Source organism: Azospirillum soli (genome assembly GCF_017876165.1).
Lineage (GTDB): Bacteria > Pseudomonadota > Alphaproteobacteria > Azospirillales > Azospirillaceae > Azospirillum > Azospirillum soli.
This window is the reverse complement of record NZ_JAGINQ010000002.1, coordinates 377100-402677: the sequence shown is the minus strand read 5'-3', so window position 1 is coordinate 402677 and position 25578 is coordinate 377100. Positions and strand designations below refer to the sequence as shown.

The window sequence follows — 25578 nt, the reverse complement described above, 5'->3', positions numbered from 1 at the left end:
CGCCCTTGGATCGAGGCTGAACAGGGGCCATACTCATGGGCATGTCCGATCCGGCGCGCCGACCGATGACCGTGGAGGAGTTCCTCGTCTGGGACGACGGAACCGACACCCGCTATGAGCTGGTCGGCGGCGAGCCCGTGGCGATGGCCCCGCCCGCCCCGGCACACAGTGCCCTGGCCATGGCCGTGGGTGTGCAGATCAGCGCCCGGCTGCAACCGCCTTGCCGGGCGTTTTCGGAAGCGGGCATCCGGTTCTCCGACCGCGACGACTCCTACTTCCAGGCTGACGTCGCGGTGACGTGCCGCCCGCTGGAACCCGGCATGACCTCGGTTCCCGATCCGGCGATCATCGTCGAAATCCTGTCGCCGTCCACGGCCGGGTACGACCGGGGCACCAAGCTCGCCGTCTACCGGGAAATTCCGTCGGTGCAGGAAATCCTGCTGCTCGACTCGACCAAGCGCTGTGCCGAACTCTGGCACCGCGAGGACGAGCGGAGCTGGGTCGTGCGCGACATCATCGGCGGGGGAACGCTGGTCTTCCCCTCGGTCGGCATCGAGATCCCGATGGCCGCGCTGTACGAGGGCGTCCTTTAAGACGCCCTCGGTCACGCCTTACAGCAGCGTCTCAAGCACACGGTCGGGCGGCGCGTGTCCGTCCACGAAGGTCTTGATGTTGACGATCACCTTCTCGCCCATGTCGATGCGGCCCTCGATGGTGGCCGAGCCCATGTGCGGCAGCAGCACCACGTTGTCGAGGCGCAGCAGCTTCGGGTTCACCGCCGGCTCGTGCTCGAACACGTCGAGGCCCGCGCCGGCGATCTCGCCCTTGGACAGCATCTTGGTCAGCGCCGTCTCGTCGATCACCTCGCCACGCGAAGTGTTGATGATGTAGCAGTGCGGGCGCAGCAGCCGCAGCCGGCGTTCCGACAGCAGATGGTAGGTGGCCGGGGTGTGGGGGCAGTTGATCGACACCACGTCCATGCGCGCTAGCATCTGGTCCAAGCTGTCCCAGTAGGTCGCCTCCAGCTCCAGCTCCACGTCCGGATGGACGCGGCGGCGGTTGTGGTAGTGGATCGACATGCCGAAGGCGCGCGCCCGGCGGGCCAGCGCTTGGCCGATGCGGCCCATGCCGAGGATGCCCAGCCGCTTGCCCCAGATGCGGTGGCCGAGCATGGTCGTCGGCCCCCAGCCCGCCCACTGGCCGGTGCGCACCAGCCGCTCGCCCTCCGCCAGACGGCGGGCGACGGCCAGCAGCAGGGCCATGGTCATGTCGGCGGTGTCCTCGGTCAGGACGCCCGGCGTGTTGGTGACGGAGATGCCGCGCTCGCGCGCCGCCTTCAGGTCGATGTGATCGACGCCCGTGCCGAAGGAGGCGATCAGGCGCAGCTGCGGCCCGGCCTTCTCGATCAGGTCACGGTCGATGCGGTCGGTGACGGTTGGGACCAGCACGTCGGCCACCTGCGCGGCCTCGATCAACTGGGCGTGGGTCAGGGGCGTGTCGTCCGAATTCAACCGGGCGTCGAACAGCTCCATCATCCGCGTTTCGATGACGTCCGGCAGCTTGCGCGTGACGACAACGAGCGGCTTTTTCTTTTCGGTCATCGGGCGGTCTCTCCCCCTCCTAGGGCCCCTGTTCGGGCCGCGATCTGTCGTATCAAGCGTCCAGGGGCCTGTCCAGATGGCTGTGACGATTCGAACCGGCCCAGCCTTGTCCTTGCTCCAAGGAAGTACCCCTAACTATAGTGCGTCCGACCGCCGGCCAGCTGTGGCTTCGGCGGAGCGTTTCTCATCCTTCCTTGCCACGGGATTGCCGGTGTTGCCGATGACGTCCGCCATCCGCCACGCGCTCGCCGTCCTGGCGCTGGTCATTGCCACCTTTGGAACCACTGTTGGAGCCGCGCTGCCGGCCGCCGCCGAGGGCGCGCGCCGGGAAAAGGACCCGACACACGCCTCTGGCCTGCCGATCCCCCGCTTCGTCACGTTGCGGTCGGGCGAGGTAAACGCGCGCACCGGCCCCAACGCGCGCTACCCCATCGAGTGGGTGTTCACGCGCAAGGAAATGCCGGTCGAAATCACCCAGGAATTCGACACCTGGCGCCGCATCCGCGATTGGGAGGGCAGCGAAGGCTGGGTGCACCAGAGCATGCTGTCCGGCAAGCGCGGCGTCGTCATCCTGGGCCAGGTGCGCGCCATCCGGAAGGAACCGCGCAGCGACGGCGCCGTGGTCGCCCGCGCCGAGCCCGGCGTGATGGGCTGGCTGCGCAAGTGCCAGGGCGACTGGTGCGAGGTCGATCTGAAGGGCCACCGCGGCTGGCTGACCCGGTCCGAGGTCTGGGGCGTCTACCCCAACGAAAAGGTGGATTGACCGCAAAGCCCTCCCCCGCCGTGAGGTGGGGGAGGGTTGGGTGGGGGCCCGCCGCGACCGCTCTCCGGCCCTACGCGAAATCTCCGGCCAGCGCCGCCCGCGTGGCCTCGGGCATGACGGCCATGTGACCGTAGTTCTCGTGGGCGATGCCGACGATCACCTGGGTGCCGGGGTTGCGGAAGGCGGCGACCTGTTCCGGCGTGAAGTCGAAATGCATGAAGTGCACCGACGAGGTCTTGCCCTCCTCGTTGGTGCGTTCCACGTCGCCCTCCGGACGGCCGGTGACGGTGTGGCCGGCGAACTGGATCGTCATGGCCTCCTCGACCCCGCCCAGACGGCCGAGCACGGTGGCGCGGCGCAGCGGGTCGTCGATCTCGAACATCACCGTGGCGACCAACTCGGCCCCCTTGGGGATCAGCGGGTTGTAAGCGCGCAGTTCGTCCGCAATCTGCTCCTCGCCGCCCTTTTCGATGTAGAGCATCTCGTGGATCTGCTGCCACATCGTCTCGTAATTCTCGAAATAGAAGGTGGCGAAGGGGCCGACCGGCACGCGGCGGTTCTTCTTCACCTCGACCAGCGCCTTGCGGCGCGCGGCGCGCTCCTGGCCGTACTGGTCGAGCGGGATGATGTCGGCGCGGGTGATCTCGGTCTTGCGCGCGGTCATGCGTGTTCTCCTGGACGCTCAGACGGTGATGCCGTAGGCGCGGGCGAAAATCTCGATGGGGTGCAGGTTTTCGGGCAGCGGTGCGTCGCCGGCAAGCTTTTCGATGCCCTGCATGATGTGCGGGCCGGCGATGGGGCATTCCGACGCGACGATGGCCTTGCCGGCCTTCACCGCCTGGTTCGCCACCGGCTTGCCGACCTTCAGCGCGACGGGGAAGTTCTCCTTCATCACGCCCCATGAGCCGCCGTGGCCGGAGCAGCGCTCGATCACCTTCAGGTCGGCCTGCGGGATCAGGCGCAGCATCTCCGTCGCCTTCTGGCCCATGTTCTGGGCGCGGGAATGGCAGGAGATGTGCAGCGCCACGCCGCCGGGCAGCGGCTGCAAGCCCTCCGCCAGCCCTTCCTTGCGGGCGATGTCCACGATGTATTCGCTGACGTCGAAGGTCGCCTGGGAAAGGTTTTCCACCGCCTTGCGGTGCGGCGCGTCCTTCGGGACGATCAGCGGCCATTCCATCTTCAGCATCAGCGCGCAGCTCGGCACCAGCGCGATCACGTCGTAGCCCTTCTCGACCCACGGGGCGAGCGTGGTGGCGACGGTGGCGGCGTTGCGGCTGACCTTCTCCAGGTCGCCCTGCTCCAGCTGGGGCATGCCGCAGCAGGACGGGTAGACGACCTCCGTCTCCACGCCGTTCCTGGCGAGGATGGCGCGGGCCGCCAAGCCGATGTTTGGGTTGTTGTAATTGGCGAAGCAGGTCGCGTAGATCACCGCCTTGCGCTTGCCGTAGGCCGGGGCGGCGGTGTTGACGGTGATGGCGTCCGTCTTGGCGCGCATGGCGAAGGTCTTGCCGTGGAACTTCGGCAGATGCGCCTCGCGGTGGACGTTCGCGACCTTTTCCAGGATCGGGCGGGTCAGCGTGTTCTTCTCGTCCGACGCCCAGTTGGCGAGCGGTGCCACGGCGCCGGCCAGCTTGCCGTTGCGGTCGGTCGCGGTCAGCTGCTTCAGCGCGAAGGGCACGCCCTTTTTCTTCGCCTCGACCGCGCGGTAGCGCACCATCAGGTGCGGGAAGTCCAGCGCCCATTCGTGCGGCGGCACGTAGGGGCACTTGGTCATGAAGCACATGTCGCAGAGCGTGCAGGCGTCCACGACCGGCTTGAAATCCTCCGACTTCACGCCGTGCAGCTCTTCGTCCCCGGCGTTGTCCACGAGGTCGAACAGGCGCGGAAAGCTGTCGCACAGGTTAAAACAGCGCCGGCAGCCATGGCAGATGTCGAAGACGCGGCGCATTTCCGCGTCCAGCTTGGCCTCGTCGTGGAAATCCGGGTTCTGCCAGTCGAGCGGATGGCGAACGGGCGCCTCTAGGCTGCCTTCGCGCATGGGCGTCTCCCCTGAAACACAGGCGGCCGGTTCATTGCCGGCCATCGTCATTTTTGGAAGAGGGGCGCGGGGGCTCTCGCGCCCCCGCGAGCAAGCTCTTACAGCTGGTCCAGAGCCTTCTGGAAGCGGCCGGCGTGGCTCTTCTCGGCCTTGGCCAGGGTCTCGAACCAGTCGGCGATCTCGTCAAAGCCCTCGTCACGGGCGGTGCGGGCCATGCCCGGATACATGTCGGTGTATTCATGCGTCTCGCCGGCGATGGCGGCCTTCAGGTTGGCCGAGGTCTCGCCGATCGGCAGGCCGGTGGCCGGGTCACCCACCTCCTCCAGGAACTCCAGATGACCGTGGGCGTGGCCGGTCTCGCCCTCCGCGGTGGAGCGGAAGACGGCGGCGACGTCGTTGTAGCCTTCCACGTCGGCCTTCTGTGCGAAATAGAGATAGCGGCGGTTGGCCTGGCTCTCACCGGCGAAGGCGGCCTTCAGATTGTCTTCGGTCTTCGTGCCCTTGAGCGACATGGCTGATTCCTCCAGACGATTATCCGCCCAGCCGCGCGTCCACACGGCGTCTGTAAGCCGGGCGCAGCTAATGCTTATGCCACCGATAGCGGTGATCGTCAACAATCTGGAATCGCTCTAAAAGCCGCTTTAGAGCGTTGGAACGCAATGATAATGAGAATGATTCTCGGGCTTAGGACTCTTGGTTCTGACCTTCGGCCAGGAGCCGGACGATGACGTCCACGCGCGCGATGCGTGTGCCTTCCGGCGGCGGCGGCAGGTTGCGGACGATCAGGTGATCGCCGGGAATGTCCTCAAGCCGGCCGGCGCCTTCCAGGAAGAAGTGGTGGTGATCGCTGGTGTTGGTGTCGAAGTAGGACTTGCCGGCCTCGACAACCACCTCACGCAGCAGGCCGGCGGCGGTGAACTGGTTCAGCGTGTTGTAAACGGTGGCGAGCGACACGCGCAGGTCGGCGGCCATCGCCTCGCCGTGCAGCTGCTCGGCCGTCACATGGCGATCGCAGCCTTCGAACAGCAAGCGGGCCAGCCCCAGGCGCTGGCGGGTGGGACGGAAGCCCGCGTTCTGCAGGCGGTCGAGAGCGCGCTTGAAAGGACGGTCGCCGGTCATGTCGATCTGTTCACCGTGATCAGGTGCGTCTGGTCGTCCAGTCGCTTCTGGTCGCCTATGCAAAACGGACCGCGACAGGCTGCCGCAGTCCGCTTCACTTTAGAACGATTTCAGGTCATGGCGCAACAATGAGCACACACGCGCCTCGAAACGGTTCCCGATTGTACCTTGCCGGATCGCCAGCCGCCCAATCAGTAACCGGACGCGATGCGTTCGACCAACTGCTTCACGGTCGGGATGAACCCGTCCTTGTAGTAGGGGTCGGAGCCGAAGCGGAAGGCGTTGTGCCCGGCGAACATCAGCTGGTTCTCGCAGTCGTCGGTGTGGCTGACCGCCTGGAGCGTCTTCTGGATGCAGTAAGAACGCGGATCGGCCTTCTTGCCGGTCGAGCCTTCCTCGTTTTGCGCCCAGTTGGAGAAGCCGCAGGCCGACAGGCAGCCCATGCAGTCCACCTGATCCCGGAGGATCTTCTCCGACTGTTCGGGCGTGACAAAGACCAGCGTGCTGTCCGGGGTCTTCAGCGCGGTGGTGAAGCCCTGGGATACCCAGCCCTCGGCGCGCGCCTTGTCCGTCTCGGTCACATAGACCGGACGGCCGCGCGGGCCGACGGGGAATTCGGCGGAATGCTCGCCCACCGGCTTGGGCAGGTAGGCCACCTGACGCTCCGACCGGGCCATCAGGTCCATCAGGAACGGGTTCTTGACGGCCGAGGAGTAGAAGCCGGTCGGCGAGAAGCGGTTCAGGAAAACGTCGCCTTCCTTCAGCGTCAGCAGACGGCGCTTCCACGCCATGGAGATCGGGCTTTCCTGGGTCAGCAGCGGGCGCGTGCCGAACTGGAAGGCCACCGGGCCCAGGTCGGGGTTGTCGATCCAGTCCGCCCATTCCGACAGCCACCAGACGCCGCCCGCCATGACGATGGGCGTGTCGTTCAGGCCGAAGCTGTTCATCATCTGGCGCAACGCCAGGACGCGGGGGAACGGATCCTCCGGCTGGCGCGGATCCTCGCTGTTGGACAGGCCGTTGTGGCCGCCGGCCAGCCAGGGATCTTCGTACACCACGCCGCCCAGGTTGTCCCGGAACTTGTGGTAGGCGCGCAGCCACAGCGCGCGGAAGGCGCGCGCCGAGGAGACGATGGGGTAGTAATGCACGCCGTAGCGCACGGCGATCTCGGCCACCTTGTAGGGCATGCCGGCGCCGCAGGTGACGCCGTGGATCAGGCCCTGGGAGCCTTCCAGCACACCGTGCAGGATGTGCTCGGCCCCGCCCATCTCCCACAGGACGTTCATGTGGATACGCCCCAAGCCGTTCGACGTCTCGTGCGCGATGCGGGCTTGGGCGATGCCGCCCTGGATGCCGAAGTTGATCAGCTCCTCGTGCCGCTCGCGCCGGGTCTTGCCGTGATAGATCTGCGGCAGGAGGTTGCCGTTCTCGTCATAGCTGTCAGCGTTAACGCCGGAAAAGGTGCCGATCCCCCCGGCCGCCGCCCAGGCGCCCGAGCTTTCCCCGTTGGAGACGGCAATTCCCTTGCCACCCTCGACGAGCGGCAGAACCTCCCGGCCAGACATCAGCAACGGCTTCAGCGCCTTCAACGAAACCTCCAAACCATACGAGCGCCCGCGAAGGGGGGCGAAAACCGAAAGACGACGAAAAGCGCCGCCGGGAGTCCTACCCCCGACGGATCGGCGTCGCGTGCGTCCTATATATGAGGAAATTTCCGTGCGGACGAGCGGATTCGCGGGGTCATTAAAAAATCTGTGATCATTGGCCGAGGGCTGCGGCCAAACGCCCCGGCGCGTCGGTGAAGACGCCGGCCACGCCCCAGTCGAACAGCTCATTCGCGCGTCGCGGGTCGTTGACCGTGTAGGCCAGCACCGGCCGCCCGGTGGCGCGGTAAACGGCGACGGTCCCGGCCGTCTGCCGTTCCTGGTCGACGTTCAGCGTCGCCGCGCCGATCCGGTCGGCGATGGCGGCCCAATCGGCGGGCGGGTCCCACAGCAGGTAACCGCGCGGGATGTCCGGGGCCAGATCGCGCGCCACCTCCAGGCAGGGCACCTCGAAGCTGGACAGCAGCAGAGGCCGCCCGGCCGGCCACAGGCGCTTCAGCGTCGCGATGGCGGCCTCGGCGGTCGCAACGTCCTGCCCCGGATAGGGTTTGATCTCCAGGTTCAGCCCCAGGCCGAGATCGCGGATCAGGGCCAGCGCGTCTTCCAGCGTCGGCACCGTCTCCCCCGCGAAGCGCGGGTCGAACCAGGAGCCGGCGTCCAGGCGTCGCAGCTCGGCCAGGGTCAGGTCGGGAACCGGGCCAGTGCCGCTGGTGGTGCGTTCCAGCGTGTCGTCGTGGATCAGCACCGGGACGCGGTCGCGGGTCAGCATCACGTCCACCTCGACCCAGGCGGCGCCCTGGCGGGCGGCCTCGCGGAGGCTGGCGAGCGTGTTCTCCGGCGCGTTTTCCTTGGCGCCGCGATGGCCGATCAGGCGGGGAAGAGTCGACAGCATGGGCCCTGCGGGAGTAAGAGCGGTCCCCTTTATAGGGCCTAAAGTGCCGAGTCGGGAAAGAGTGATGAAGGCTGCGCACAGCGTCTCCGATCTGGTGGGTGCCGGGCTGCTGACGCCCGAAGCGGGCGCGGCGGTCGCCGACGTCGCCGGCCGCTACGCGGTGGCGCTTACCCCGTACCTGCTGGACCAGTTGGCCGGCGCCACGCCCGGCGATCCGCTGTACGCGCAGTACGTGCCCTCGCCAGAGGAGGCGTACACCGCGCCGGAGGAGCGCGCCGACCCCATCGGCGACGTGGTCCGCAGCCCGGTGAAAGGCATCGTCCACCGTTATCCCGACCGGGTTTTGCTGAAGCCGCTGCACGCCTGCGCGGTGTACTGCCGCTTCTGCTTCCGCCGCGAGATGGTCGGCCCCGGCGGCGAGGCGCTGTCGTCCGAGGAGCTGGACGCCGCCCTGGCGTACGTGCGCGAACACCCGGAGGTGTGGGAGGTCGTCATCACCGGCGGCGACCCGTTCCTGCTGTCGCCGCGCCGGCTGACCCACATCGTACAGACCCTCTCGGCCATCCCGCACGTCGGCGTGGTCCGCCTGCACACCCGCGTTCCCGTCGCCGACCCGGCGCGGGTGACGGCGGAGCTGGTCGCGGCGCTGAAGGGCGCGGACGTGGCGACCTGGGTCGCCGTCCACGTCAACCACGCCGTCGAGCTGACCGACGACGCCCGTGCGGCGCTGGGCCGGCTGGCGGACGCCGGCATTCCGCTGGTCGGCCAGACGGTGCTGCTGAAGGGCGTCAACGACGACGCGGCGACTCTGGAGGCCCTGTTCCGGGGGCTGGTGCGCAACCGGGTCAAGCCCTATTACCTGCACCACCCCGATCTGGCGGCCGGCACCAGCCACTTCCGCCCGACCCTGGCCGAGGGGCAGGCCCTGGTGAAGGCGCTGCGCGGAACGGTGTCGGGGCTCTGCCAGCCGACCTACGTGCTGGACATCCCCGGCGGCCACGGCAAGGCCCCGGCGGCGCCGGCCTGGGTGGAGTCGGATGGAACGGGCGGCCACACGGCGGAAGACTTCACCGGGAAGCGCCACGAATACCGAGGCTGATTCTTCTCTACAAACGCCGGATTTCCAGTCAGCCCGCACCCAGGCGCGGCCCCACCCCGAACAGCGGATCCGGGTTGGTCATGACGGCGTGCACGGCGACCACCGACGCATAGGCCGTCCACAGCACCAGCGGCAGCCAGCTCGCTGCGATGGCCCGGTCGTCCTTCCAGACGAACGCCACGCTGAAGGCGGCGATGATGAAGTAGGAGATGGTCCAGGCCATCGCCAGGATCGGGCTGCCCAGCGTGAAATAGGCGAAGTTGAAGCTGAAATAGAGCAGCCACAAGGCCCCCTGAAGCCCGATCAACGCCGCCCGGTACTGGATCGTCCAGGGCGCGTTGAGCATCCGCACATCGCCCCACAGCTGGACGAGGCTCAGCGGCAGCCAGATCAGCGGAAAGGCCCAGCCGGGCGGTTGCAAGGGCGAGGGCTGGTAGCCCGCATACGGCTCCCCTCCCCGCTCGAAAAAACCGTAAGTGTTGGCGAGCAGCCAGAAGATCAGCGCGTGCCACCAGCGCACGCGGAATGGCAGGCGACCGATGTCAGTGGGGGCGAAGGAAGCGTTTTGCATGGCAAGCCAGATGGACCGCCATCCCCCGAGGTCAAGCTTAAGGAACGCCGAAGCCCCCTCCCCGGTTAACCGTCCGTACAGGGTTGGAGGATCATGCGATGCGCTGGCAAGGCGGACGTGAGAGCGAAAACGTCGAGGATCGTCGCGGCGGTGGCGGCTTCTCCATGGGCGGCCCCCTGGGAGGGCGGGGCATCCCCATCGGGCGCGGCGGCCTGGGCATCGGCGGGCTGGCCGTCGTCGTGGTCGTCTCCTTGCTGCTCGGCATCAACCCGATGGATTTGCTGAACGGCACCGTGCCGGTCGAGCAGTCCCGCTATGAGCAATCGCAGGCCCCGCGCTCCAACGCCGACGACGAGCTTGGCCGCTTCGTCTCCGTCGTGCTGGCCGACACGGAGGACACCTGGAACGCCCTGTTCCAGCAGGCCGGGCGGAACTATCAGGAACCGACGCTGGTGCTGTTCTCCGGCGCGGTGGATTCCGGCTGCGGCTTCGCGCAGGCGGCCATGGGGCCCTTCTACTGCCCCTTGGACCAGAAGCTTTACATCGACCTCAGCTTCTACCGCGACCTGCGCGACCGCTTCCGCGCGCCGGGCGACTTCGCCCAGGCCTACGTCATTGCGCACGAGGTCGGGCACCATGTGCAGAACCTGCTGGGCATCTCCGACCGTGTCCAGCAGGCGCAGCAGCGCGCCGGCAACCGCGCCGAGGCCAATGCCCTGTCGGTTCGGCTGGAGCTGCAGGCCGACTGCCTCGCCGGCCTGTGGGCCAACCACGCCAACCGCGAACGCCAGATCATCGAACCCGGTGACGTGGAGGAAGCCCTGACCGCCGCCAGCGCCATCGGCGACGACCGCCTGCAAAAGCAGTCGCGCGGCACCGTCGCCCCGGACAGCTTCACCCACGGCAGCTCCGCCCAAAGGGTCCGCTGGTTCCGCACCGGCCTGGAGTCCGGCCAGATGCAGGCCTGCGACACCTTCAGCGCGGATCGGCTGTAGCCGGAACGAAACCGAAGCCGGAAACGAAAAAGGCGCCTTGCGGCGCCTTTTCCTTACGACAGCCCAACCGCCGATCAATCGGCCGCCGGGGCGTCCTTCTTGGTCAGGTCTTCGCCGGTGGCCTGATCGACCTGCTTCATCGACAGCTTGACCTTGCCGCGGTCGTCGAAGCCGATGACCTTGACCTTCACCTCGTCGCCCTGCTTGACCACGTCCGCCACCTTGCCGACGCGCTGCTGCGACAGCTCGGAGATGTGGACGAGGCCGTCGCGGGAGCCCAGGAAGTTCACGAAGGCGCCGAAATCGACGACCTTCACGACCTTGCCAGTGTAGACGACGTTCAGCTCCGGCTCGGCGACGATGCCCTTGATCCAGTCGATGGCCGCCTGGGCGGCCTTGTTGTCGACAGCGGCAACCTTGACGGTGCCGTCGTCCTCGATGTCGATCTTGGCGCCGGTCTGCTCCACGATCTCGCGGATCACCTTGCCGCCGGAGCCGATCACATCGCGGATCTTCTCCTTCGGGATGTTGATGACCGTGATGCGCGGGGCGTTCTGGTTGACCGCCTCGCGGGCGCCGGTTAGGGCCTTCGCCATCTCGCCGAGGATGTGCAGACGGCCGTCCTTGGCCTGGGCCAGGGCGATCTTCATGATCTCCTCGGTGATCGAGGTGATCTTGATGTCCATCTGCAGGGCGGTCACGCCCTTGTCGGTGCCGGCAACCTTGAAGTCCATGTCGCCGAGGTGGTCCTCGTCACCCAGGATGTCCGACAGGACCGCGAAGCCGTTGTCTTCCTTGATGAGGCCCATGGCGATGCCGGCCACCGGGCGCGCCAGCGGGGCGCCGGCGTCCATCAGCGACAGCGAGGTGCCGCAGACCGTCGCCATCGACGACGAGCCGTTGGACTCCGTCACTTCCGACACGACGCGCAGCGTGTAGGGGAACTCTTCCTTGGTCGGCAGCAGCGGGTGGATGGCGCGCCACGCCAGCTTGCCGTGGCCGATCTCGCGGCGGCCCGGCGAGCCCATGCGGCCGGCCTCGCCCACCGAGTACGGCGGGAAGTTGTAGTGGAGCATGAAATGCTCCCGGTACTCGCCTTCCAGCGCGTCGATGATCTGCTCGTCCTGGCTGGTGCCGAGCGTGGTCACGACCAGCGCCTGCGTCTCGCCGCGGGTGAACAGGGCCGAGCCGTGGGCGCGCGGCAGAACGCCGACCTCCGACACGATCGGGCGCACGGTCTTGGTGTCGCGGCCGTCGATGCGGCGGCCGGTCTTCAGGACGGCGCCGCGCAGGATGTCGGCCTCCAGCTCCTTGAACTCGGTCGCGATGGCCTGGGCCTCGAACGACTCGGCGAGCGACTCGAGGGCCTTGGCCTTGGCCGCGCCGATCTTCTCGTAGCGGACCTGCTTGACCGTCTCGGTGTAGGCGGCCTCCACGTCGGCGCCCACGGTCTCGCGCAGCTTGGCCTTCAGGCCGGCGCGGTCGTAGGCCGGCTCCGGCAGGTCCCACGGCTCCTTCGCGCACTGCTCGGCCAGCTCGATGATCGCCTGGATGACCGGCTGAAAGTTCTTGTGGCCGAACATGACGGCGCCGAGCATGACCTCCTCGGTCAGCTCCTTGGCTTCCGACTCGACCATCAGCACGCCTTCGGTGGTGCCGGCGACGACGAGGTCGAGCACCGAGTCGCCGACGCGGTCCATGGTCGGGTTCAGCACGTACTGGCCGTCGACGTAGCCGACGCGCGCGGCGCCGATCGGGCCGAGGAACGGAATGCCGGAGATCGTCAGCGCGGCCGAGGTGCCGACCATCGCGACGATGTCCGGATCGTTCTCCAGATCATGGCTCAGCACGGTGCAGATGACCTGCGTCTCGTTGCGGAAGCCATCGGCGAACAGCGGACGGATGGGACGGTCGATCAGGCGGCTGACCAGCGTCTCCTTCTCCGTCGGGCGGCCTTCGCGCTTGAAGAAGCCGCCGGGAATCTTGCCGGCCGCGAAGGTCTTTTCCTGGTAATTGACCGTCAGCGGGAAGAAATCGACGCCGGGCTTCGGCGACTTGGCGGCCACGGCCGTGCACAGCACGGTGGTCTCGCCGTAGGTGACCAGAACCGCGCCGTCAGCCTGACGCGCGATCTTACCGGTCTCCAGCGTAAGCTTGCGCCCGCCCCATTCGATTTCTTTGCGGTAAACGTTGAACATCTGTCTTTCCTTCCATCCGACACCTTGGCCCGCCGGATTGCTGGCCTAGGCCGGGGCCACCAGTCGTAAGACCCCGCATGTGAAACGGTCGGCGCAAGATCGCGTCCCGAACCCGCCGACCGTATGAAACGCCAAACGGCCGGTCCCGGAAGGATCCGGGCCGGCCGTCTGACTAAACATAACCTTCGCTAACAGCCGAACGCCCCGACCAGCACGCCTGCTCCCATGGCACCGGACGGTGCGGAGGGGATTGGGCTGATCGGAGCGTGTGTTCGGTCACCAGGAGAGGCGCCTCTATACAGGATTAGCGGCGCAGGCCCAGGCGCTCGATGAGCGTGGCATAGCGGCTGTTGTCCTTCTTCTTGAGGTAGTCAAGAAGACGACGACGCTGGCCGACCATCACCAGCAGACCACGGCGGGAATGGAAGTCCTTCTTGTGGCCCTGCAGGTGCTCGGTCAGGTTCCGGATGCGCTCCGACAGGATGGCGACCTGGACCTCGGGCGAGCCGGTGTCGGCCTGGCCACGGGAATATTCCTTGATCAGCTCCTGCTTGCGCTCGGGCGTAATCGACATCGGGGTCTCCTAAATTCTAAAGGTTGAGGACGCGCACCGGACGGACCTCCGCCCCCTCGACCCGCGCCAGCGCCACCGGCTTTCCGCCGAAAAGCGCAATAACGGCGCCATCCCCGCCCACAGCCCCGTGAAGCGCCGCAAGGCGTTCGCGGTCCTGTCGGGTGAGGAGAGCCACCGTCTGGCCGTGTCTCAGTCGGTGCGCTTCCGCTTCGGTCAGGGCCAGCGCCGGGATGTCGTCCAGCGCGGTCTCAATCGGGAGCAGAAGTCTTTCGACCGCCGCACCTTGCTCCATTGCGGCTAAGTCGTCCAGGGAAATCGCGCGCTCCAAGGTGAAGGCGCCGACGCGCAAACGGCGTAGCGTGATGACGTGACCGACCGTCCCCAGCCGTTCGGCCAGATCGCGGGCGATGGAGCGCACATAGGTGCCTTTGCCGCAATCGACCTCCAGAACGGCGGTGTCGGCGTCGGGCGTCTCGATCAGTTCCAGCCGGTCGATGCGGACGATGCGCGACTTCAGATCCACCGCGTCGCCCTCGCGGGCGATGTCGTAGGCGCGCTCGCCGTTGATCTTGATGGCGCAGAACTGCGGCGGCACCTGCTCGATCTCGCCCAGGAAGGCGGGCAGAGCGGCGCGGATCGCGTCGGCGTCCGGACGCACATCGGAACGCTCGATCACCTCGCCCTCGCGGTCGTCGGTGGCCGTGCGCTCGCCCCAGCGGACGGTGAAGCGGTAGGTCTTCTCGCCGTCCATCGCGTAGGAGACGGTCTTGGTCGCCTCGCCCAGCGCGATGGGCAGGATGCCCGTAGCTGCCGGGTCCAGCGTACCGCCATGCCCGGCCTTTTCCGCGTTCAGCAACCGCCGCACCTTGGACAGCGCCTGGGTCGAGGTGAGGCCTTCGGGCTTGTCGAGGATGATCCAGCCGTGGATCGGCTCGCCCTTGCGCTTACGAGCCACGCTTGTCCTCTTCCTCGTCGTCCAGATCGTCCTCGTCGTCCAGATCGTCGTCGTCCGGACCCTCATCCTCGTCGATCTGGTCTTCGTCGTCCTCGTCCCAGCGGTCGTCCTCATCCTCGTCGTCATCGTCGCCGTTGACGCGGTCGGCCAGAACCGGGCGGCCCAGGTCGCGGGCGACCGCCGGGCTGTGCAGGATGCTGTCGATGCGGCTGGCATAGTCGAAGGAGGTGTCGGCCTCGAAGCTCAGCGTCGGGGCGTAGCGCAGGTTGATGGCCCGCGCGATCTGGCCGCGCAGGAAGGGCGCGGCACGGCGCAGCGCAGCCAGCGTCTCGGCCATGGCGCCGCCGCCCAGCGGCGTGACGAAGGCGGTGGCGTTGCGCAGGTCCGGGCTGATGCGCACCTCGGTCACGGTGACGTTCAGCTCGGCCAGCTCCGGGTCGTGGAAGTCGCCCCGCTGAAGCAGCTCAGCCAGAGCGTGGCGCAGTTCCTCGCCGACGCGCAGCTGCCGCTGGGACGGGGGCTTTCCGGCGTCGTGGTTCTTTTTTCTCATGGTGTCGGTCCCGAATGCAGTGCGTGAAGGGACATGCCCTGCCGCACAAGCAAGACAAGGGCGCTCGCGCGCCCTTGCTTGTCTGGAGTCTCAGGGGCGCTCGCGCGCCCTTGCTTGCCCGAAGTCTCAAGGACGCTCGCGCGCCCTCGCTTGTCAGAAGACCCGAAGATCGTGACGGCAGGCTTTACAGCTCGCGCGCCACCTCCTCGATTTCGAAGGCCTCGATGATGTCGCCTGCCTGGATGTTGTCGTAGTTCTCGAAGGCCATGCCGCACTCGTAACCCTCGCGCACTTCCTTGACCTCGTCCTTGAAGCGCTTGAGCGTCTTGAGCGTGCCCTCGTGGATGACGACGTTGTCGCGCAGCAGGCGGACGCCCGCACCACGCTTGACCGTGCCCTGCGTGACCAGACAGCCGGCGACCTTGCCGACCTTGGTGATGTTGAAGACCTCGCGGATGTTCGCGTAGCCGATGAAGCGCTCCCGCAGCGTCGGCGACAGCAGGCCGGTCAGGGCCGCCTTCACGTCGTCGATCACGTTGTAGATGATCGAGTAGTAGCGGATCTCCACGCCGTCGCGCTTGGCCAGATCGCGGGCCTGCGGGTTGGCGCGGACGTTGAAGCCGATGATCATCGCGTTGGACGCGTTCGCCAGCGTGATGTCGGATTCGTTGATCGCGCCCACCGACGCGTGCAGCACGCGGACCTTGACTTCGGTGTGCTCGGCCGTGAGCTTCTCCAGCGAACTGGAGATCGCCTCGATCGAGCCCTGGACGTCGCCCTTGATGACCACCGGCAGTTCCTTGGCCTCGCCGGCCTGGATGCGGGTGAACATGTCCTGCAGCGAGCCGCGCGCGCTGGCCGCGTTGGCCGCTTCGCGCTTCTTGCGCTGGCGGAACTCGGCGATCTCGCGGGCGCGGGCTTCCGATTCCACCACGGTAAAGTCGTCGCCGGCCATCGGCGTGCCGTTCAGGCCGAGCACCTCGACCGGAACCGCCGGACCCGCCGACTGCACGTTCTGGCCGCGGTCGTTGATGAGGGCGCGGACGCGGCCCCACTCCGACCCGGTGACGAACACGTCGCCGACGTTCAGCGTGCCGCGCTGGACCAGCACGGTGGCGACCGAACCACGGCCGCGCTCCAGCTTGGCCTCGATCACGACGCCTTCGGCGACGCGGTTCGGGTTGGCCTTCAGCTCCAGGATTTCGGCCTGCAGGAGGATGGCCTCCTCCAGCTTGTCCAGGTTCATCTTGGCCTTGGCCGACACCGGCACGTCCAGGATGTCGCCGCCCATCTCTTCCACGACCAGCTCGTACTGGAGCAGTTCCTGGCGGACACGCTCCGGCTTCGCGTCGGGCAGGTCGATCTTGTTGATGGCGACGATGATCGGAACCTTCGCGGCCTTCGCGTGATGGATCGCCTCGACCGTCTGCGGCATGACGCCGTCGTTCGCGGCGACGACCAGCACGACCACGTCCGTCACGTTGGCGCCACGGGCGCGCATCTCGGTGAAGGCGGCGTGGCCCGGCGTGTCGATGAAGGTGATCTTCGAGCCGGACTCCAGCTGCACCTGATAGGCGCCGATGTGCTGGGTGATGCCGCCGGCCTCGCGGCTGACCACGTCGGTCTGGCGCAGCGCGTCCAGCAGCGAGGTCTTGCCGTGGTCGACGTGGCCCATGATCGTGACGACCGGGGGACGCGCCACCATGTTGTCGGACGCATCGTCCTCGCCCCGCAGGCCAACCTCGACGTCGGCCTCCGACACGCGGCGCACGCGGTGACCGAACTCGGCGATGACCAGCTCCGCCGTGTCGGCGTCGATGGTCTGGTTGATGGTGGCCATCACGCCCATGCGCATCAGCTGCTTGATGACGTCGGCGCCGCGCTCGGCCATGCGGTTGGCCAGCTCCTGGACGGTGATGACCTCCGGCAGAACGACGTCTCGGGTCACTTTTTGCGTCTCCTGACGGCTCATCTGACGCAGCCGCTCGCGCTCACGGGCGCGGCGGACGGCGGCCAGCGAGCGGGTGCGCTCGCCGCCCTCGTCGCTGAGAGCCTGCGAAACGGTCATCTTGGCGCCCTTGCGGCGGTCACCGCCCGGAGCCGCCTTGCGGACGGGGGCGGGGGCCGGAGCCTTCGCCTTGCCGGGCTTGCCGCGGGCACCGCCACGGTCGTCCTCGTCTTCGAAGCGGCCGGGGGTACCGGGCGCCGGACGGGCGGCCGGAGCCTCCTCGGCGGTGCGGGCGGCCGGAGCGCCCGGACGGGCGGCGCCGTCGCGGCGCGGCGCCTGCTGTTCGGTCTCCTTGCGCTTGGCCTCTTCGGCCTCCTTGCGCTTGGCTTCCTCTTCCTGGCGGCGGCGCTCGGCCTCTTCGGCCTGTTTGCGTTCGGCCTCCTCGATGCCGCGCAGCTCTGCCAGCTCGCGCTGACGCAGCGTCTCGGCGTCGAGAATCTCGGGCTCTTCCTCGACGACCGGCGTCGGGGCGTTGGCGGCAGCTTCAGCGGCCTCGGCCTCGGCGATGGCGGCGAGTTCCGCCTCCTCCTCGGCGTTCAGGCGGCGCTGTTCCTCTTCCTGCACGGCGCCACGCAGGGCGCGCAGGCGGGCTTCACGCTCTTCCTTGGTCAGCTGGCGCACGCCACCGCCGCCACCGCCGCGCGGGCGCTGGCCGGGGCCGCCGCGCATCGGCATGCCCTGGGCGGCTTGACGCGCCGCCGCGCCACCGTCGGCGACGCCCGGCAGGGCGCCCTTCTCGACGGCGCGTTTGCGCTTGACCTCCACGGTAACCGGCTTTGACCGTCCATGGGAGAAGCTCTGCCGGACCTGGGTCTCGACCGGCTTCTTCAACTCCAGCTTTCCCTTGGACGAGTTGCCGGTGTTGAGGTGCAAGACTTTCTTGTGGTCCTGGTCGTTGCTGTCGGTCATCGGTTCCCGAATGGTCAGACGTTAGTACCCTGGCCGGCCGGCGACGTGCCGGCGACAAAGCCCTTTATACCCTTGAGACGCGCGGAGTCGCGGGCCAATCCTTTGGCCAGCTTGCCGCGCGCCACCACCGCGTGCACCGCGTGGTCCCGCCCCAAAGCCGCGGCCATGGCCGCCGAGTCGAAGAGGTCAACCACCGGCATTCCCGGCGCCAGCGCTGTAACCTTGCCCCGCTGGTCGGGCGATCCGTCGCTGGCTTCCACCAGCAGGAGCGGCGGCCCGGCGCGTCCGACCTGGTTGGTCTTCAGCGCCTCGCGCACCTTTTCGTAGCCGGCGAGCGCCTGGCCGGCGCGGCGCGCCAAACCGAAAGCGTCGAGGCAACGACGTTCCAAAAGCCGTTCCAGACGGTCCGCCAGATCGGGCGGGACGCGCACCGCGCGCCGCGCCGCCTTGGCGAACAGGTTCTTGGCGATGGCCCGGGCGAGAACCGCCCTATCGGCCGACAGCCACAACCCGCGTCCGGGGAGCCGCTCCTCCAGGTCGGGCACGACCTCGCCGTCCGGCGCGATCACGAAGCGGATCATGCCGTCCTTCGGCTGCACCGCCCCGGTGGCGAGGCAGCGGCGCAGCGGACCCTTTTCCAGATCCGCCGGCAGCTGCGGCTCGTCGCCGCCCGGTTCGTGCCCGCCCGGCTCATGCTCAATCGCGTCGTTCAGCCCTACCATCCGTACCGTAACAGCTCCAACTCTGCTCTAACCGGGCTCAGCCCTGCGCCGGTTCGCCGTCGGCGGACGGCTGGGCCTGCGCGGGCACAGCGTCTTCACCGTCGAACCAGTGGGCACGGGCGGCCATGATGATCTCGTTGGCCTCGTCTTCCGACGGGCCGTCCTTGCCGAGGTAGTCGCGCAGCTCGTCGGCGGCGAGGTCGGCGAGGTCGTCCAGCGTCTTCACGCCGTTCTCACCCAGCTTGACCAGCTGCGCCGGCGTCAGGCCGGACAGCTCGGCCACCGCGTCCTCAACGCCGAGCGCGCGGCGCTTCTCGTTCATGCGGACGTCCTGCTCTTCCAGGAAGCTCAGGGCGCGCTGCTTCAGCTCGTCGGCCACGTCCTCGTCGAAGCCCTCGATCTCGGCGAGTTCCTCGGTCTCGACATAGGCGATTTCCTCGACGGAGGTAAAGCCCTCGGCCACAAGGAGGTGGGCGATCACGTCGTCCACGTCCAGGGCTTCCATGAACAGGCCCGAACGGCTGCGGAATTCCTCGGAGCGGCGCTCCGACTCCTCCTGCTCGGTCAGGATGTCGATGTCCCAGCCGGTCAGCATGGTGGCGAGGCGCACGTTCTGGCCGCGGCGGCCGATGGCCAGCGACAGCTGGTCGTCCGGCACCACCACCTCGATGCGCTTGTTCTCCTCGTCCAGCACGACCTTGGCGACTTCCGCCGGGGCCAGCGCGTTGACGACGAAGGTCGCCGGCTCCTGCGACCAGGGAATGATGTCGATCTTCTCGCCCTGCAGCTCGCCGACGACCGCCTGGACGCGGCTGCCGCGCATGCCGACGCAGGCGCCGACCGGGTCGATGGAGCTGTCGTGGCTGATCACCGCGATCTTGGCGCGGCTGCCCGGATCGCGGGCGACCGCCTTGATCTCGATGATGCCGTCGTAGATCTCCGGCACTTCCTGCTTGAACAGGTTGGCCATGAACATCGGATGCGTGCGCGACAGGAAAATCTGCGGACCGCGCGTTTCCTCGCGGACGTCGAAGATGTAGGCGCGCACGCGGTCGCCGTTCTTGAAATGCTCGCGCGGCAGCAGCTCGTCGCGGCGCAGGATCGCCTCGGCGCGGCCGAGATCCACGGTGACGTTGCCGTACTCGACGCGCTTGACGAGGCCGTTGACGATCTCGCCGGTGCGGTCCTTGTACTCGTTGAACTGGCGCTTGCGCTCGGCGTCGCGGACCTTCTGGACGATGACCTGCTTGGCCGTCTGGGCGGCGATGCGGCCGAAGTCGATGGGCGGCAGCGGATCGACCAGGAAATCGCCGATCTGGGCGCCGGGCTTGCGGCGCTGGGCGTAGGCCAGCGTGACCTGCGTCGCCTCGTTCTCGACCGTCTCCACCACCTCGAGGTGGCGGGTCAGGTGGATGTCGCCCGTCTTGCGGTCGATGCGGGCGCGGATGTCGTGCTCGTGGCCGTACTTGGAGCGACCGGCCTTCTGAATCGCCTGTTCCATCGCCTCCAGGACCTCGTCCCGGTCGATGTTCTTTTCGCGGGCGACCGCGTCAGCGACTTGCAGCAGTTCCATCCGTCACACTTCCTGGAGTGGCGTTCGTTCTTGGGTGGACCCGGCCGGAACGGCTCAACCCTGGCCCTGGCTGGCGCGGATCAGCTCATCCGTCAAAACCAGTTTGGCGCGCAGGATGTTGTCGAATTCCAGGCGGGCGGCTCCCTGTTCGGTATCGATGCACACGAGGCCGTCCTCGACGCCCTTCAGCATGCCCTTGAAACGCTTGCGGCCATCGACGGCGAGCCGGGTTTCCAGCTTCGCCTCGAAACCGGCGAAACGCTCGTAATCCTTCAGCCGGGTCAGCGGCCGGTCGATGCCGGGCGAGCTGACCTCCAGCGTGTAGGCGTTCTTGATCGGATCCTCGACGTCGAGGAGCGCGGAGATGGAGCGGCTGAGATCGGCGCAATCCTCGACCGTCATGGGGGCGCCGTCGGCGCGTTCCGCCATGATCTGAAGAACCGCGTGCTGCCCACCGGTGACCTGCACACGCACGACCTCGTAGCCCATGGCCTCGACCGACGGCGTGATGATCTCTTCGATACGACCGGTTGCGTCCATTCCACCTGACCTGCCTCGTCGCCCGGAATCGAGCGAATGCGAGGATTCCACACGCTGATAAAAAAATAAGTGGGCCAAGGCCCACCCGCAAAGCGTCCCGCCGGCCCAGTTTCCCGGGCCGCCGATCCGTATGGGTTCATGCGGTGAATATAGACATTCCGTGGCAAGCCGCAAGCGCTTTTCCAACGTCGGCGATCGGAGGCGGGGTCGCGCCGCGCCTTGGTCAGACGCGCGACCCTCGATCCTCTGGAGAAGCTTACGCCCTCGCCTTCCGAATGAAGCGCAGGAAGACCGGCTTGCGGCCGGCTTCGATGGCCTTTTCCTCGTAGCGGGTCGGCGGCCAGTCCTCGGTGCGGTGGCGCCAGTCCGACGGGCCGCGCGCGGTCCATTCGAAGTCCGGGTGCTTGACCGTGTGCTCCAGCATCCAGCGCACCAGCCCCATGTCGTCGCTGGCCAGCCGCAGCTCCGCCCCGTCCTTCAGCACGCGCGACAGGCGCGGCAGGTTGTCGGGGCCGATGAAGCGGCGCTCCCAATGGCGCTTCTTCGGCCAAGGGTCGGCGAACAGCACGAAGGCGCGGCCGATGGACGCGTCCGGCAGGGCGTCCAGCAGCGGGCGGGCGTCGTCGGGCAGGACGCGGACATTATCCTGCACCTGTTCCTCGTCCACCAGCGCCATCAGGCCGGCGACGCCGTTGACGAAGGGCTCCGCCCCGATCAGGCCAACGTCGCGGTTGCGCGCCGCCTGCCAGGCGAGGTGATGGCCGCTTCCGAAGCCGACCTCCAGCCACACGTCGCGCACGGGCTTGGGGAACAGGGCCTGCGGGTCGATCCGCTCGCCCGGCCGGGGCACCGGGATTTCCAGAGACGGCAGAATCGTGCCGAGCAGTTCGGTCTTGCGCTTGCGGAGCGGCCGGCCCTTGCGGCGTCCGTAGAGCCGGTTGGAGGAATCCGTGGCGGAGGAATCTGTGGTGGAGTCGTCGGTCATGATGAAAGCGGGGTCCAAAAACAGAAGCAGGGGCCGAAACGGCCCCTGCATACCTTACCAGTCCAAACCGTTCTTAAAAGAACGCGGCGCGCAGGTCCTTGACCAGATCGGTCTTCTCCCAGGAGAAGCCGCCGTCGGCCTCCGCCTCGCGGCCGAAATGGCCGTAGGCGGCGGTGCGCGCGTAGATCGGCTTGTTCAGGCCGAGGTGCGTGCGGATGCCGCGCGGGGACAGGTCCACCAGCTGCTGCAGAACCGCCGACAGGCGGTCTTCATCGACCTTGCCCGTGCCGTGCGTGTCCACATAGACCGACAGCGGCTTCGAGACGCCAATCGCATAGGACAGCTGAATGGTGCAGCGCTGCGCCAAATCCGCCGCGACGACGTTCTTGGCGAGGTAGCGCGCGGCGTAGGCGGCCGAGCGGTCGACTTTGGTCGGATCCTTGCCGGAGAAGGCACCGCCGCCGTGCGGAGCGGCCCCGCCGTAGGTGTCCACGATGATCTTGCGCCCGGTCAGGCCGGCGTCGCCGTCCGGCCCGCCGATCACGAAGCGGCCGGTCGGGTTGACGTAGAAGCTGGCCTCGTCGCACATCCAGCCCTGCGGCAGGCAATTGACGACGTGCGGGCGGACGATCTCGCGCACCTCCTCCTGGCTCAGGCCATCGGCGTGCTGGGTGGAGACCACGACGGCGGTGGCGCGCACCGGCTTGCCGTTCTCGTACTGCAGCGTCACCTGGCTCTTGGCGTCGGGGCCGAGCTGCGGGGCGGCACCCGAATGGCGGGCTTCGGCCAGCGACTTCAGGATGGCGTGGCTGTAGTAGATCGGCGCCGGCATCAGGGCCGGGGTCTCGTTGCAGGCGTAGCCGAACATGATGCCCTGGTCGCCGGCGCCCTCGTCCTTCTCACCGGCGGCGTCGACGCCGACCGCGATGTCGGCCGACTGCGAATGGACGAAGCACTTGACGTCCATCTTCTCCCAATGGAAGCCGTCCTGCTCGTAGCCGATGTCCTTCACCGCGGCGCGCGCGACCTGGATCAGCATGTCGGGCGTGATGCTCTCCGGCCCGCGCACCTCGCCGGCCAGCACCACCTGGTTCGTGGTGCACAGCGTCTCCACGGCCACGCGGGCGTACGGGTCGTGCGACAGGTACAAATCGACGATCGCGTCGGAGATCCGGTCGCTGACCTTGTCCGGATGGCCTTCGGACACGGACTCGCTGGTGAAGACGTAGTTGAGCTTGGCCACGGCGAACCTCGGCAATGAAGGGGGCTATTTCACATTGAAAATCTGAAGATCGGCGCAGCACCCACGGGAAAACCGATCTTTTCCCGTATTTGACAAGGTTTGCCGCCGGGGTCAAGCAATCTCCCGGCAATAGGACGCCGGGGTACCGGAATCGCTCGTCATAAGCGCAAGGGGGATGCGGCCGGTGCGGCGCATCCCCCTTACGGACAGGGGATGTTACTCGGCCGCTTCGATCGTAGCGGCGTTGGCGACCGCCTTGGTCAGCTCGAACAGCCGCTTGCGGACCGACGGGTCGTTGATGCGGTAGTAAGCGCGGACCAGCTCCAGCGTCTCGCGCTTGGCCATCGGATCGGGCTCGTAACCGCCCGAACGCTCCTCGTAGGTCACGCCACCGTCCTCATCCTCCACCGGAGCGGCGGCGGCGTCGGCCGGCATGTCGTCGAAGAAGAACGACACCGGGACGTCCAGCACGCGGCTGAGGTCGAAGAGGCGCGACGCGCCGATGCGGTTGGCACCGCGCTCATACTTTTGGACCTGCTGGAAGGTGAGACCAATGGCCTCGCCCAGCTTTTCCTGGCTCATACCGAGAAGGGTCCGGCGCAAACGGACGCGGGAACCGACGTGGACGTCGATCGGGTTCGGCTTTCCCGTTTTGGGGCGGCCGGCTGAGGCCCGGCGGCCCCGCGCTGCTGCTGCTGGCATGTCTCTAATTCCCTGGAACAGTTGTGCAACCTTGATACGACATATCCACGTATGCAGTCAAGGGCGCCCCTGCCGCTCCCGTCGCGCGTGGTTGTAAAAGATTCTGGGTTGCGCTAGCGGCGATGTCGAGCGAGCAGGCCGAGGGCAATACAGCTCAGGAGCATTACTCCAAAAATCATGTCGCCCGCCCGACCATAAAGTGTGGGGACGGGCAGCGCCTTGGGCAAGGCCGCATCGACCACGCCCCGCTGCCCGAGGCCGAGCATGGCAGTCACTCGTCCATAAGCATCGGTCACGCCGGAAATGCCGGTGTTGGCGACACGGACCAGCGGCAACCCCTCTTCCACCGCGCGGGTCTGCGCGATGGCGAAATGCTGGTGCGGGCCGGCGGTGTTGCCGTACCAGGCGTCGTTGGTCAGGTTCAGCAGCCATTGCGGCCGGTTGCCAGGATCGGTGACCGCGCCGGGGAAGATGACCTCGTAACAAATCAGCGGGCTGACCGGCGGCAGGCCCTTCATCGGCAGCGACACCGGCCCCGGCCCGGCCGAGAACTCCGCCCCGTTGCCGGCGATGGCGCCGACCGGCAGCCATTGGCGCAGCGGCATGTACTCGCCGAAGGGGACGAGGTGGAATTTGTCGAAGGCTGCCGTCACCGCGCCGCTGCCGTCCACCGCCAGCAGGCTGTTGAAGTAGCTGCGCTCGCCATACACGTCCACCGACGCGCGCGGCGCCCCGGTGATGAGCAAGCCGCCCGGCGGCGTCACGGCAGCGAGTGCCTGCCGCACGCGGGCGTCCTGCTCCAGGAACAGGGGCACGGCGGTCTCGGCCCAGATGACGTGCGTGATGGGTTCCGACGCCGGGGCGGCGGAGAGGTCGAGCTGCTGCTGGATGTTGCGCACGCGCTCGGCCGGTTCCCACTTCAGCCGCTGGTCGATGGCCGGCTGGACAAGGCGCAGCCGTACCCCCGGCACTGTCTCCGCTGGGGCGCCGGCCAGCCGCATCGCCCCCCACCCGCTGAGCCCGGCGAACAGCGCCAGCCCAGCCGCCAGCGCCGCCCAGGCCCGGCGCGGCGGCGCCGCTGTTTGCGAATTGGGGCCTGTTTGCGAATTGGGGCCTGTTTGCGAATTGGGGACATCGCCCAGCGCAGCAGGAAGCGCCGCGACCAGCACGGTCAGCAGGCTGAGCCCGTAGACGCCGGTCAGCGACACGGTTTGCAACACCGGCAGAAAGCCGGTCCAGCTGTAGCCGATAAGATTCCACGGGAAGCCGGTGAACAGATGCCCGCGCAGCCATTCGAACACGGCCCAGGAGGCGGCGAACAGCAGCACGCGGGCGAGGCCCGCCGCCCGCAGCTTCCACACCACGAGCGTGGCGAAGCCGGTGAACATGGACAGCAGGATCGGCAAGCCCGCCGCCGACAGGGGCAGCGCCCACCAGAAGCGCCCGATGTCGGTGAACAGCGCCGCGCTGATCCAGTAGAGCCCCAGCAGATGGTGCGCAAAGCCGAAGAACCAGCCGACCGCGAAGGCCCCCTTCCCCGTCCGCACGCCGTCCAGCAGCCAGAGCAGCCCCGGAAAGGCCAGCAGCAGCACCGGCACCGCATAGGCCGGCGGCAGCGCGAAGGTCGCAAGACCACCGAAGACCGCCGCCATCGCCAGCCGCCGCCACCCGGACAGCTCGGCAAGGCGCGCCGGAATCCGGCGCAGCGGCGCCGGGGAGGACAGGGTGTCGGTGGCGGTCAAGGGGCGGTCTCCGTGAACGGCGAGGCCGGACGGCTCACAGGTGGGGCGAAGTGGCATTCATAAAAAGCCCTTCTCCCCAGCGTGGGAGAAGGGTTGGGATGAGGGGGCGGCCGCAAGACCGGAGAGGTGTTGTTACGCCGGCGTTACCCCTCACCCCAACCACGCTGTGCCTATGGTGGCCTTCGGCCCCCATCC

At 67.6% G+C, this 25578-nt stretch carries 24 protein-coding genes; 4 read left to right on the top strand and 20 right to left on the bottom strand.

Annotated features, from left to right (window positions below):
• Nucleotides 1-35: 35 nt before the first annotated feature.
• Entirely contained in the window at nucleotides 36-593 is a 558-nt protein-coding gene (locus J2852_RS04945) for a Uma2 family endonuclease (protein ID WP_209871821.1), read from the top strand.
• 18 nt (nucleotides 594-611) lie between these two features.
• On the opposite strand, the gene J2852_RS04940 is transcribed toward J2852_RS04945, so the two are convergent.
• On the bottom strand, nucleotides 612-1601 hold the full coding sequence (locus J2852_RS04940; RefSeq protein ID WP_209871818.1) for a 2-hydroxyacid dehydrogenase: 990 nt from the start codon (nucleotides 1599-1601) through the stop codon (nucleotides 612-614).
• Between the two features lie 220 nt (nucleotides 1602-1821).
• On the opposite strand from J2852_RS04940, the gene J2852_RS04935 reads away from it, so the two are divergent.
• Complete coding sequence (locus J2852_RS04935) at nucleotides 1822-2364, top strand: SH3 domain-containing protein (protein ID WP_209871815.1); 543 nt, start codon at nucleotides 1822-1824, stop codon at nucleotides 2362-2364.
• A gap of 70 nt (nucleotides 2365-2434) precedes the next feature.
• On the opposite strand, the gene J2852_RS04930 is transcribed toward J2852_RS04935, so the two are convergent.
• The 6 genes from J2852_RS04930 to J2852_RS04905 all read right to left on the bottom strand — a co-directional run bounded on the left by J2852_RS04930 (nucleotide 2435) and on the right by J2852_RS04905 (nucleotide 8017).
• Nucleotides 2435-3028: a DUF3501 family protein gene (locus J2852_RS04930; RefSeq protein WP_209871812.1), complete on the bottom strand. Its 594-nt coding sequence runs from the start codon at nucleotides 3026-3028 to the stop codon at nucleotides 2435-2437.
• Between the two features lie 18 nt (nucleotides 3029-3046).
• The gene (locus tag J2852_RS04925; protein WP_209871810.1) at nucleotides 3047-4402 is read right to left on the bottom strand and encodes a heterodisulfide reductase-related iron-sulfur binding cluster; all 1356 of its coding nucleotides are present in this window, start codon (nucleotides 4400-4402) and stop codon (nucleotides 3047-3049) included.
• 98 nt (nucleotides 4403-4500) lie between these two features.
• The gene (locus tag J2852_RS04920) at nucleotides 4501-4914 is read right to left on the bottom strand and encodes a rubrerythrin family protein (protein ID WP_209871807.1); all 414 of its coding nucleotides are present in this window, start codon (nucleotides 4912-4914) and stop codon (nucleotides 4501-4503) included.
• A gap of 172 nt (nucleotides 4915-5086) precedes the next feature.
• Nucleotides 5087-5521 (bottom strand): iron response transcriptional regulator IrrA, encoded by a 435-nt coding sequence (gene irrA, locus J2852_RS04915; protein WP_209871803.1) that lies wholly within the window; start codon nucleotides 5519-5521, stop codon nucleotides 5087-5089.
• A 191-nt stretch (nucleotides 5522-5712) separates the two neighbouring features.
• A complete protein-coding gene (locus J2852_RS04910; RefSeq protein ID WP_209871800.1) occupies nucleotides 5713-7110 on the bottom strand; it encodes an NAD(P)H-dependent flavin oxidoreductase in 1398 nt (465 codons plus the stop codon).
• Between the two features lie 169 nt (nucleotides 7111-7279).
• On the bottom strand, nucleotides 7280-8017 hold the full coding sequence (locus J2852_RS04905; RefSeq protein ID WP_209871798.1) for a glycerophosphoryl diester phosphodiesterase: 738 nt from the start codon (nucleotides 8015-8017) through the stop codon (nucleotides 7280-7282).
• Between the two features lie 64 nt (nucleotides 8018-8081).
• On the opposite strand from J2852_RS04905, the gene J2852_RS04900 reads away from it, so the two are divergent.
• Complete coding sequence (locus tag J2852_RS04900) at nucleotides 8082-9116, top strand: lysine-2,3-aminomutase-like protein (RefSeq protein ID WP_209871794.1); 1035 nt, start codon at nucleotides 8082-8084, stop codon at nucleotides 9114-9116.
• A 28-nt stretch (nucleotides 9117-9144) separates the two neighbouring features.
• On the opposite strand, the gene J2852_RS04895 is transcribed toward J2852_RS04900, so the two are convergent.
• Nucleotides 9145-9687 carry a TspO/MBR family protein gene (locus J2852_RS04895; protein ID WP_209871791.1) on the bottom strand — a complete coding sequence of 181 codons (543 nt, stop codon included), beginning with the start codon at nucleotides 9685-9687 and terminating at the stop codon, nucleotides 9145-9147.
• 98 nt (nucleotides 9688-9785) lie between these two features.
• On the opposite strand from J2852_RS04895, the gene ypfJ reads away from it, so the two are divergent.
• Entirely contained in the window at nucleotides 9786-10682 is an 897-nt protein-coding gene (gene ypfJ, locus J2852_RS04890) for a KPN_02809 family neutral zinc metallopeptidase (RefSeq protein ID WP_209871788.1), read from the top strand.
• Between the two features lie 74 nt (nucleotides 10683-10756).
• On the opposite strand, the gene pnp is transcribed toward ypfJ, so the two are convergent.
• From pnp to lnt, 12 genes are all read right to left on the bottom strand, one after another.
• Complete coding sequence (gene pnp / locus J2852_RS04885; protein ID WP_209871785.1) at nucleotides 10757-12880, bottom strand: polyribonucleotide nucleotidyltransferase; 2124 nt, start codon at nucleotides 12878-12880, stop codon at nucleotides 10757-10759.
• A 304-nt stretch (nucleotides 12881-13184) separates the two neighbouring features.
• Nucleotides 13185-13454 (bottom strand): 30S ribosomal protein S15, encoded by a 270-nt coding sequence (gene rpsO / locus J2852_RS04880; RefSeq protein ID WP_209871782.1) that lies wholly within the window; start codon nucleotides 13452-13454, stop codon nucleotides 13185-13187.
• Between the two features lie 16 nt (nucleotides 13455-13470).
• Nucleotides 13471-14409, bottom strand: coding sequence for a tRNA pseudouridine(55) synthase TruB (truB, locus tag J2852_RS04875; RefSeq protein ID WP_209871779.1), 939 nt, complete (start codon nucleotides 14407-14409; stop codon nucleotides 13471-13473).
• Nucleotides 14399-14959: a 30S ribosome-binding factor RbfA gene (rbfA, locus tag J2852_RS04870; protein ID WP_209871776.1), complete on the bottom strand. Its 561-nt coding sequence runs from the start codon at nucleotides 14957-14959 to the stop codon at nucleotides 14399-14401. The genes truB and rbfA overlap by 11 nt, the downstream gene beginning before the upstream one ends.
• Nucleotides 14960-15143: 184 nt before the next feature.
• On the bottom strand, nucleotides 15144-17876 hold the full coding sequence (infB, locus tag J2852_RS04865; protein WP_209871772.1) for a translation initiation factor IF-2: 2733 nt from the start codon (nucleotides 17874-17876) through the stop codon (nucleotides 15144-15146).
• Nucleotides 17877-17890: 14 nt separating this feature from the next.
• On the bottom strand, nucleotides 17891-18598 hold the full coding sequence (locus J2852_RS04860) for an RNA-binding protein (RefSeq protein WP_209871770.1): 708 nt from the start codon (nucleotides 18596-18598) through the stop codon (nucleotides 17891-17893).
• A gap of 37 nt (nucleotides 18599-18635) precedes the next feature.
• On the bottom strand, nucleotides 18636-20171 hold the full coding sequence (gene nusA / locus J2852_RS04855; protein WP_209871767.1) for a transcription termination factor NusA: 1536 nt from the start codon (nucleotides 20169-20171) through the stop codon (nucleotides 18636-18638).
• Nucleotides 20172-20225: 54 nt separating this feature from the next.
• Complete coding sequence (gene rimP, locus J2852_RS04850) at nucleotides 20226-20711, bottom strand: ribosome maturation factor RimP (protein ID WP_209871764.1); 486 nt, start codon at nucleotides 20709-20711, stop codon at nucleotides 20226-20228.
• 256 nt (nucleotides 20712-20967) lie between these two features.
• The gene (trmB, locus tag J2852_RS04845) at nucleotides 20968-21696 is read right to left on the bottom strand and encodes a tRNA (guanine(46)-N(7))-methyltransferase TrmB (protein ID WP_209871761.1); all 729 of its coding nucleotides are present in this window, start codon (nucleotides 21694-21696) and stop codon (nucleotides 20968-20970) included.
• 73 nt (nucleotides 21697-21769) lie between these two features.
• Nucleotides 21770-22939 carry a methionine adenosyltransferase gene (gene metK, locus J2852_RS04840; protein WP_209871758.1) on the bottom strand — a complete coding sequence of 390 codons (1170 nt, stop codon included), beginning with the start codon at nucleotides 22937-22939 and terminating at the stop codon, nucleotides 21770-21772.
• A 216-nt stretch (nucleotides 22940-23155) separates the two neighbouring features.
• Nucleotides 23156-23641: a helix-turn-helix domain-containing protein gene (locus J2852_RS04835; RefSeq protein ID WP_209871755.1), complete on the bottom strand. Its 486-nt coding sequence runs from the start codon at nucleotides 23639-23641 to the stop codon at nucleotides 23156-23158.
• Between the two features lie 113 nt (nucleotides 23642-23754).
• Nucleotides 23755-25383: an apolipoprotein N-acyltransferase gene (gene lnt / locus J2852_RS04830; protein ID WP_209871752.1), complete on the bottom strand. Its 1629-nt coding sequence runs from the start codon at nucleotides 25381-25383 to the stop codon at nucleotides 23755-23757.
• Between the last annotated feature and the right edge of the window lie 195 nt (nucleotides 25384-25578).